The organism is Caproiciproducens sp. (assembly GCF_053840905.1).
In genome coordinates this window covers 74,591-82,903 of the sequence record NZ_JBNLXQ010000013.1, presented here as the reverse complement: position 1 = coordinate 82,903, position 8,313 = coordinate 74,591, and the positions used below count along the sequence as shown (strand labels likewise).

Annotated in this window: 8 protein-coding genes; 2 read left to right on the top strand and 6 right to left on the bottom strand. The window is 55.0% G+C overall.

What is annotated here, in order from left to right; translation table 11 throughout:
* A partial coding sequence (locus tag ACQGQ5_RS13115) for a homoserine O-succinyltransferase (protein WP_455736938.1) occupies positions 1–833 on the top strand: 833 nt, incomplete at its 5' end.
* Positions 834–886: 53 nt separating this feature from the next.
* Here the strand turns inward: ACQGQ5_RS13115 and ACQGQ5_RS13110 are convergent.
* The 6 genes from ACQGQ5_RS13110 to ACQGQ5_RS13085 form a co-directional block, all read right to left on the bottom strand.
* A complete protein-coding gene (locus ACQGQ5_RS13110; protein ID WP_455736937.1) occupies positions 887–1,537 on the bottom strand; it encodes a sigma-70 family RNA polymerase sigma factor in 651 nt (216 codons plus the stop codon).
* A 1-nt stretch (position 1,538) separates the two neighbouring features.
* Positions 1,539–1,988: an anti-sigma F factor gene (gene spoIIAB / locus ACQGQ5_RS13105; protein WP_455736936.1), complete on the bottom strand. Its 450-nt coding sequence runs from the start codon at positions 1,986–1,988 to the stop codon at positions 1,539–1,541.
* Positions 1,972–2,307 carry an STAS domain-containing protein gene (locus tag ACQGQ5_RS13100; protein WP_275714664.1) on the bottom strand — a complete coding sequence of 112 codons (336 nt, stop codon included), beginning with the start codon at positions 2,305–2,307 and terminating at the stop codon, positions 1,972–1,974. Before ACQGQ5_RS13100 ends, spoIIAB begins: the two co-directional genes overlap by 17 nt.
* Positions 2,308–2,463: 156 nt before the next feature.
* A complete protein-coding gene (locus ACQGQ5_RS13095; protein WP_455736935.1) occupies positions 2,464–3,756 on the bottom strand; it encodes a bifunctional folylpolyglutamate synthase/dihydrofolate synthase in 1,293 nt (430 codons plus the stop codon).
* An 8-nt stretch (positions 3,757–3,764) separates the two neighbouring features.
* Complete coding sequence (locus ACQGQ5_RS13090) at positions 3,765–6,389, bottom strand: valine--tRNA ligase (RefSeq protein ID WP_455736934.1); 2,625 nt, start codon at positions 6,387–6,389, stop codon at positions 3,765–3,767.
* 139 nt (positions 6,390–6,528) lie between these two features.
* Positions 6,529–7,020 carry a tubby C 2 gene (locus ACQGQ5_RS13085; protein ID WP_455736933.1) on the bottom strand — a complete coding sequence of 164 codons (492 nt, stop codon included), beginning with the start codon at positions 7,018–7,020 and terminating at the stop codon, positions 6,529–6,531.
* 161 nt (positions 7,021–7,181) lie between these two features.
* Between ACQGQ5_RS13085 and ACQGQ5_RS13080 the strand changes: the two genes are divergently transcribed.
* Positions 7,182–8,288 carry a DUF3810 domain-containing protein gene (locus tag ACQGQ5_RS13080; RefSeq protein ID WP_455736932.1) on the top strand — a complete coding sequence of 369 codons (1,107 nt, stop codon included), beginning with the start codon at positions 7,182–7,184 and terminating at the stop codon, positions 8,286–8,288.
* Positions 8,289–8,313 lie beyond the last annotated feature (25 nt).

The window sequence follows — 8,313 nt, the reverse complement described above, 5'->3', positions numbered from 1 at the left end:
AGGATATCCGCCCGCTGAAAATCGTAATCCTCAATCTGATGCCCACAAAGATCGATACGGAAACGCAGCTTCTGCGGCTTTTGGGAAATTCTCCTTTACAGGTGGATGTTGAACTGATGCAGATGGCGACGCATATTTCCAAGAATACTTCGGCGTCGCATCTCAATACTTTTTACAAAACGTTTGGCGAATTGGAGGACGAAAAATTCGACGGCATGATTATTACGGGTGCCCCTGTCGAAAACATGCCGTTTGAAGAAGTCGATTATTGGGACGAGCTCTGCGAAATCATGACCTGGAGCAGGCGCAACGTTTATTCCACTCTGCACATCTGCTGGGGAGCTCAGGCTGGACTCTATTATCACTTCGGAGTGCCGAAATATCAGCTGCCCGAAAAGCTTTCGGGCGTATTTCTTCACCGTCTTCTCGACTGCCGGCATCCGCTGGTCCGCGGCTTCGACGACAATTTCTTTTCGCCGCATTCCAGAAATACCGAAGTCAGAATGAAGGACATTGAAAAAATAGAGGATTTGATCGTCCTGACGGCTTCGGAGGAAGCCGGGGTCCATATTATCGCCAGAAAGAACGGCAGGCAGTTTTTTGTTACCGGCCACCTGGAGTACGACTGCAACACGCTGGCCAACGAATATTTCCGGGACCTGAGAAAAGGAATCCATCCGCATATTCCAAAACATTATTTTCCGAATGACGACGTTACGCAGGAACCGCCCTTTGTGTGGCGCAGCCACGCAAACCTTCTGTTTATCAACTGGCTGAACTATTATGTATACCAGCAGACGCCGTACGATCTGAAAGAACTTACCGATAACTGAAAAGAGCTCTCCACCCGCGGGCGGAGAGCTCTTTTCTCAGTTTATGCCGAAACTCACGACAATTTTTCGCGCAATTGGCTCAGAATTACTTTTTCACGCCGGGACACCTGCACCTGCGTCATGCCGAGCGCCTCCGCGGTCTGCGTCTGCGTCCGGCTTTTGAAATAGCGGAAAACGATGATGCTTCGGTCCTTGGGCGGAAGCTCCGTGACAACCTGCTTCAGGGAAAGCAGCTCCGCGATTTTGTCGTCTCCGCTTTCCACGCTGACATCGATCTGGCCTCCCCCCTCTTCCGGAGAGGCGGTGAGCGAAAGCGGAAGCTGGGAAGCCCCGAGCGCCTGGGCGGCCTCGGCGGGTTCCACATCCAGCAGCTCCGCAAGCTCGCCGACAGTCGGTGTGCGTCCTTCCCGCTCGCTGAACGCGGCCGATTCGCGTGCGGCGCGCATGGACAGCTCTTTCAGCCCCCTGCCGACCTTGATTGCGCCGCCGTCACGGAAAAGCCGCCTGATCTCCCCCAGAATAACCGGGACGGCATAAGTGGAAAACTTGACCCCGCGCTCACTGTCGAAATTGTCCACAGCCTTGACAAGGCCCAGACAACCGGCCTGAAAAAGGTCGTCGTATTCCACCCCGCGTCCTTTGAAATGCTTGACGCAGGCGTGCACAAGACCGATATTATCACTGATTGTTTGCTCTCTGTCCATATTAATGGTTTTTTTCCGTCCGGCGGCGCTGGATGGTTTTGCTCATGGTGACCGACGTTCCGCGCCCCGGCTTGGAGGTCACTCTCAGAACATCCATGAAGCTCTCCATGACGGCAAATCCCAGCCCCGCGCGTTCTTCGTCCTCGGAAGTGCTGAACAGCGGCTGCATGGCCTGTTCGATATCTTCGATGCCGCAGCCCTTGTCCCGGATACGGATGCTGATTCTGCCGTTCTCGTATAATTTACAGGTTATGTATATAGTCCCTATGGTATTGCGGTAGGCGTGGACAATACAGTTGGTGACCGCCTCTGAAACCGCTGTTTTGATATCGCTCAGTTCATCGATCGTAGGGTCAAGCTGTGCGGCAAACGCCGCAACCGCCGCCCTTCCGAAGGATTCGTTTGCCGAACAGCTTGGGAAGGAGACCGTCATTTCATTCATTGGCTTCATGAATCTTCACATCCTTTACAATACTGCATAGCTGGTTTAAACCTGCAAGCGAAACGATTTTTTCTATTTTCGGCTGTAGATTCGCGATTCTGACACTGCCGCCCCAAATCTGCATCAGCTTGCAGCGCCCCATAATCAGCCCCACACCGGAACTGTCCATAAACTGCACCCCTGAAAAATCAAGCGTCAGCAGCTTCGGTTTTACTTTCGACGCCGCCTCGTCAATGGCGCCGCGGATTTCCCGTGCGGAATGATGGTCGATCTCGCCGCTCAGCACGGCGGTCATCTCGCCATCCTTCAGTATTAATCTGACACCCATGCGGATCCCTCCATGATATATGTAATCTTATTAGTATCGGCAGATTTCAGACTTGTTATTCATGAATTCAGAAAATCGGCAATAAAAAAAGCCCTTAACTATAAAGATAAGGGCTTTTGTGTAAAATTTTACTCGAAATTTGCGGACAGGCTGTTTTTATTTTGCAGTAAGCAGATTGAGAACGCGGGGGCGGAGATCGCCCGCAAGGTAGAGCGAGCCGCAGATCAGCAGCGCGCTGTTCCCATCCAGCAGGGAAAATGCCTTTGCAAGAGCCGCATCGGCGGTTTGCGCGGGCTCCGCGTCCGCACCGATTTTCCGAAAATGTTCCGCGAGCGATTGTGCGTCCAGTGCGCGGGGACCGGGCGGCGCCAGCGTAAACACTTTGGAAAACAGCCCCGTAAAATTCCGTACGGCGCCGACAACGTCTTTGTCGGCAAGCATGCCCACAATGGCTATGATTTTCCGATCGCCGAAATATTTTCCGGCCGCTTTCGCCAGCGCGGCGGTGCCGCCGGGATTGTGCGCGCCGTCCAGCACGATCAGCGGGTCGGCGGAAAGCACCTCCATCCGGGCGGGGAAGCTTGCCGAGGAAAATCCCGCCTCAATGCTGTGGTCGGCAATCTGGTACCCCTGTTTTTTCAGTTCCTCGATCGCGGCCAGCGCGGTCACCGCGTTTCTGATCTGGTGTTCCCCGAGAAACGGCAGGCTGACCAGAAGCCCGCGGTACTCGAGCCCGGTTCCGCTGAGATTCATGGACAGCACTTCCACGCTGTCCGTGTCGGCCGGGACAAAGCGGTTTTTGCGTTCTTCCGCCGTACTCCTGATGACCGCAAGCGCTTCCGGAGCCTGTCCGGGCGAGCACACGGTCACGCCGTTTTCCTTGATAATCCCGCATTTTTCATAGGCGATCTTCGAGAGGGTATCGCCCAAAATCGCAGTGTGGTCAAGAGAAATCGACGTAATGACGGACACAAGCGGGGTGGAAATGACGTTCGTCGCGTCCAGACGGCCGCCGAGACCCACCTCCAGCACGACGATATCGCACCGGTTTTCCGCGAACCACTCCATTGCCAGCGCGGTAATCAGTTCAAATTCCGTAATGATTTCGCCGTTCTCCGCCATCCGCTCCACAAGGGGAAAGATTTTTTCCACAAGGGCGCTCAGCTCCTCACGGCCGATCCTTTCACCGTTGATCTGCATTCTTTCGCAGAAATCCGTGACAAAAGGAGAAATAAACAGCCCTGTTTGATACTGGGATTTTTTCAGCACCGAAGCAATCAGCGCACAGGTGGAGCCTTTCCCGTTGGTGCCGGCCACGTGAACGAATTTCAGCCTGTCCTGCGGATTTCCGAGCAGGGCAAGAAGCTTTTCCACTCTTTCAAGCCCCGGTCTGGAGCCGAAGCGGAGCAGGCTTTCTATTTTTTGAAGCGCTTCCTCATACGTTATCATTTTTCCGTCTACCTCAAAGCTTCGATACCGGACTGAATCAGCGCAATATGGTCGCGCAGCTTGTCGGCGTTCTGTCTGACGCCTTCCACTACGTTCGCGGGAGCCTTCGACATGAATTTCTCGTTGGCAAGCTTCTCCTGCGCGTTCTGATACTGCTTCTGTGCGGATTCCAGCTCTTTGGTCAGGCGTTCAAGCTCCGCCTTTTTGTCCACCAGTTCGGACATGGGGATATACAGCTTCGCGTCGGCCGTGACAATGGTCGCCGCGCCGTCGAGCTGATAGTCGGCCCCGATTTCCACCTCCGTGGCGTAGGCGAGCTTTTTGATGATTTCCCTGCCCTCTGCAAACATGGCGGCGTCGCCGGCGGCGATATAGAGATGGGTCTTGCGTGAAGGCGGCACGTTCATTTCGGAACGGCGGTTGCGGACGGCGCGCACCGCTTCCATAATGCTGCGCATGTTCTCCGCGGCCTGCGGGAAGCAATGGCTTTCCTCGTACTGCGGCCAGCGGGACACCATGATGGATTCGCCCTCGTGCGGAAGCGTCTGCCAGATTTCCTCGGTAATATACGGCATAAACGGATGCAGCAGCTTCAGGGTGCCGCTCATGACCCAGACAAGCACCTGACGCACGCCCTGCGCGGTTTCCCGATCGTCGGAATTCAGGCGGATTTTCGCGATTTCAATATACCAGTCGCAGAATTCGTCCCAGAGAAAATCGTAAAGCTTCTGTACGGCGATCCCGAGCTCGAAATGCTCCAGGTTTTCCGTAATTTCCTTCGTCACGCGGTTGAAGGAATCGATGATCCACCGATCTTCCATCGCAAGGTTCGCGGGAAGCTCGTTTTTTACGTCATGGCCGTCGATATTCATGAGGATAAAGCGCGAGGCGTTCCAGATTTTATTGGCAAAATTGCGGCTGGACTCCACCTTCTCGTCGGAAAAACGCATGTCGTTCCCCGGGCTGTTGCCCGTCGCAAGCGTAAAGCGGAGCGCGTCCGCGCCGAATTTTTCAATGATTTCAAGCGGGTCGACGCCGTTGCCCAGCGACTTGCTCATCTTTCTGCCCTTCGCGTCGCGGACAAGGCCGTGAATCAGGACGGTATGGAACGGGACCTCTCCCATCTGCTCAATGCCGGAGAAAATCATGCGGGCGACCCAGAAGAAAATAATATCGTAGCCGGTGACAAGGGTATCGGTCGGATAGAAGTATTTCAGGTCCTCGGTTTTGTCCGGCCAGCCGAGGGTGGAAAACGGCCAGAGCGCGGAGCTGAACCAGGTGTCGAGGGTGTCCTCGTCCTGCTTCAGGTTTTCGGAACCGCATTTCGGGCAGGTGTGGGGTTCTTCGCGGGAAACGACCGTTTCCCCGCAGTCCTGGCAGTACCACGCGGGAATGCGGTGGCCCCACCAAAGCTGGCGGGAAATACACCAGTCTTTGATGTTTTCCATCCAGTGGTCGTAAATCTTTTCAAAACGGTCGGGAACAAATTTCACTTTCCCGTCCTTTACTTCCTGAAGGGCGGGTTCCGCCAGCGGCTTCATTTTTACAAACCACTGCTTGGAAACGCGCGGCTCCACAACGGTGCCGCAGCGGTAGCAGGAGCCGACGTTGTGCTTGATCGGTTCGACCCTGACAAGGAAGCCCTGTGCCTTCAGGTCCTCCACGATCTGTTTGCGGGCCTCCATGGCGGGCATCCCGGCGTATTTCCCGGCGTTCTCATTCATATTGCCGCCGTCATCCATGACATTGATGACCGGCAGATCGTGGCGCAGGCCGACTTCAAAGTCGTTCGGGTCGTGGGCCGGGGTGATTTTCACCACGCCGGTTCCGAAATCGCGCTCGACATAAGGATCCGCGATCAGCGGGATCTCGCGGTTTACAAGAGGAAGGACCAGCGTCTTCCCCACCAGACCCGCATAGCGTTCGTCTTCGGGATGGACCGCGACCGCGGTGTCGCCCAGCATCGTTTCCGGACGGGTGGTAGCCAGCTGAATGGAACCGCTGCCGTCCTTGAAAGGATAGCGCAAATGCCAGAAGAAGCCGTCGTGCTCGCTGAACTCCACTTCCGCGTCGGAAATAGAGGTGCGGCAGTGCGGGCACCAGTTGATGATGCGTTCCCCGCGGTAGATCAGGTCCTTTTCGTACAGTCTTACAAAAACCTCCCGGACGGCTTTGGAGCAGCCCTCGTCCAGGGTAAAGCGCTCGCGTTCCCAGTCGCAGGAGGAACCCAGCTTTTTCAGCTGTTCAATGATTCTTCCGCCGTATTTTTCCTTCCATTTCCACGCGCGCTCCAAAAAAGCCTCGCGGCCGATCTCTTCCTTGGTAATGCCCTCTTTGCGCATCGCCTCGACGATTTTCGCCTCTGTGGCAATGGAAGCGTGGTCGGTTCCCGGCAGCCAGAGCGCCGAATACCCCTGCATCCTTCTCCAGCGGATCAGGATATCCTGCAGGGTTTCGTCCAGGGCATGTCCCATATGGAGCTGGCCGGTAATGTTCGGGGGCGGAATCACAATGGTATATGGCTGCTTCTCAGGGTCCGGCTCGGCGTGAAAATAGCCGCCGGAGAGCCAGAAATCGTAAATTCTGTCCTCCACTTCCTGTGGGTCGTAGGTTTTCGCAAGTTCCCTGCTCATATATTTTCCTCCTGAATTTGATCCCTTATAACGGCATATCCCTCCCCGCGGCGCGCCGGACGCGCCGCCCCTCCGTAAAGGAGGCGGGGAATTGGTAACTGGATTATTATGGCATTCCAAAGGTCGTTTGTCAATTTTTTCAGCTTGCCGGAACCGGTTTGGCGGAGCCGCCGATCACGGTGCTGTCAAGGATGACGGCAATGCAAAGGCAAAGCAGGACATTGGACGGATCGGCGATATCGACCGCGAAGCAGTCGCCGTTTTCATTCCAGCACCGGCCGTGCGTCATCACGACAGTGGAGTCCACGTCGATCAGGTCGTAGGAACGCGTCAGAAGATCGCCGCGGAAGCTCCAGCCGACGCCTTTGATTTTAATGGGCTGCTTCGACGAGGCAAGGTTCAGCGTCACGCGCGCGCGCTCCTTGTCCCCGATCGAAACGGAGTACCTCGACATGGCCGAAATCCCCAGACTGAAGATGCGGGCCGCCTCGTTCTGGTTGTTGTCGATCAGGCAGACCTTGCTGCCGATGGACAGCGAATCACCGGTAACACTGTAGACAGACTGACCAAGAGCATCTATTACGGTAAAAAGAGCTTCCGTACCGGTGCTCTGTTTAATGTAAAATTTCATGCGCCGGCCTCCCTGTTTGAAATCGATTATTAATGTTTATCATATCATTTTTGTACCGTATAGGCAACCGCCTTTCCGTATAAATATGGAAAAGGCAGAGCGGATTTCCATTGACGTACCTGTGCGGATATACTACAATAAACGGGATCGGAGGTGCTGTTTTGAAAAAATTCCTTCCTCTCAGGCGAATCCGGCTCCTTGCGTTTGCACCGGTCGCCCTACTGCTTACCCTTGCCGCACAAAACCGTCCCGATTTTGCGGAATGGTACGCGAACACCATTTATCCCGTTTTGTCGCGCGGGGTGAACCGCGCCACTTCCCTTGCCCCGTTTTCCGTTATGGAGGTCCTGATCGTCCTTCTTTGCGCGGGCGCCGTTTTTTATATGATTTTCTTTATTGCCAAAATCATACATAACCGCGGAAAACGAAGAAAAATATTTTCTCTTTTCGCAATTAATCTGCTCTGCATTGCCAGCGTGCTGTATTTTGCGTTTGTGGTTTCCTGCGGAATCAATTATTACCGCTATCCCTTTTCGCAGACCTGCGGGCTGGAAATCCGGCCTTCGTCCAAAGCCGAGCTGACGGCGCTCTGTACCGATCTTGCCGATCGGGCAAACGAGTTACGGAAAGGAGTCCGGACCGACCGGAATTCCGTCATGCGGCTGAACACGGAGGATATTGAAGAAACGGCAAAAAAGGCGAGGACGGCGTTTGACGCGGTCAGCGCGGACTATCCGCTTCTGCGCGCGGGGTACGGCCCGCCGAAGCCGGTGTTTTTCTCCCGGCTGATGTCCTACTGCGACACTACGGGCATCTTTTTCCCGTTTACCTTTGAAGCGAATGTCAACGTGGATATCCCCGATTATTCCATCCCGCTGACCATGTGCCACGAGCTTTCCCATCTGCGCGGATATATGCGCGAGGACGAGGCGAATTTCATCGGCTACCTTGCCTGTGAAAAAAGCGGGGACGCGGATTTCCGGTATTCGGGGACGATGCTCGCCTACATCTACGCTTCCAACGCGCTTTACGGCACGGACCCGTCGGCGGCAAATGAAATCTACGGGACCCTGAGCGACGGCGTCAGGCGCGATCTGGAAAACAATTCCGCGTATTGGAAGCAGTTTGAGGGGCCGGTCGCCGCCGCCGCCGACCATGTCAACGATTCTTATCTGAAGGCCAACAAACAGGCGGACGGCATAAAAAGCTACGGCCGGATGGTCGACCTGCTGCTTGCCGAATACCGCGCAAAAAAAGGAGCCGGCTGAAAGGCTCCTTTTTTCATCGACACTC

Excerpts from the sequence above, each read along its gene's own strand:
- ACQGQ5_RS13085 (WP_455736933.1), bottom strand. The coding sequence starts at position 7,020 with ATGAAATTTTACATTAAACAGAGCACCGGTACGGAAGCTCTTTTTACC.
- ACQGQ5_RS13100 (WP_275714664.1), bottom strand. The coding sequence starts at position 2,307 with ATGGGTGTCAGATTAATACTGAAGGATGGCGAGATGACCGCCGTGCTG.
- ACQGQ5_RS13110 (WP_455736937.1), bottom strand. The coding sequence starts at position 1,537 with ATGGACAGAGAGCAAACAATCAGTGATAATATCGGTCTTGTGCACGCC.
- ACQGQ5_RS13095 (WP_455736935.1), bottom strand. The coding sequence starts at position 3,756 with ATGATAACGTATGAGGAAGCGCTTCAAAAAATAGAAAGCCTGCTCCGC.
- spoIIAB (WP_455736936.1), bottom strand. The coding sequence starts at position 1,988 with ATGAAGCCAATGAATGAAATGACGGTCTCCTTCCCAAGCTGTTCGGCA.
- ACQGQ5_RS13090 (WP_455736934.1), bottom strand. The coding sequence starts at position 6,389 with ATGAGCAGGGAACTTGCGAAAACCTACGACCCACAGGAAGTGGAGGAC.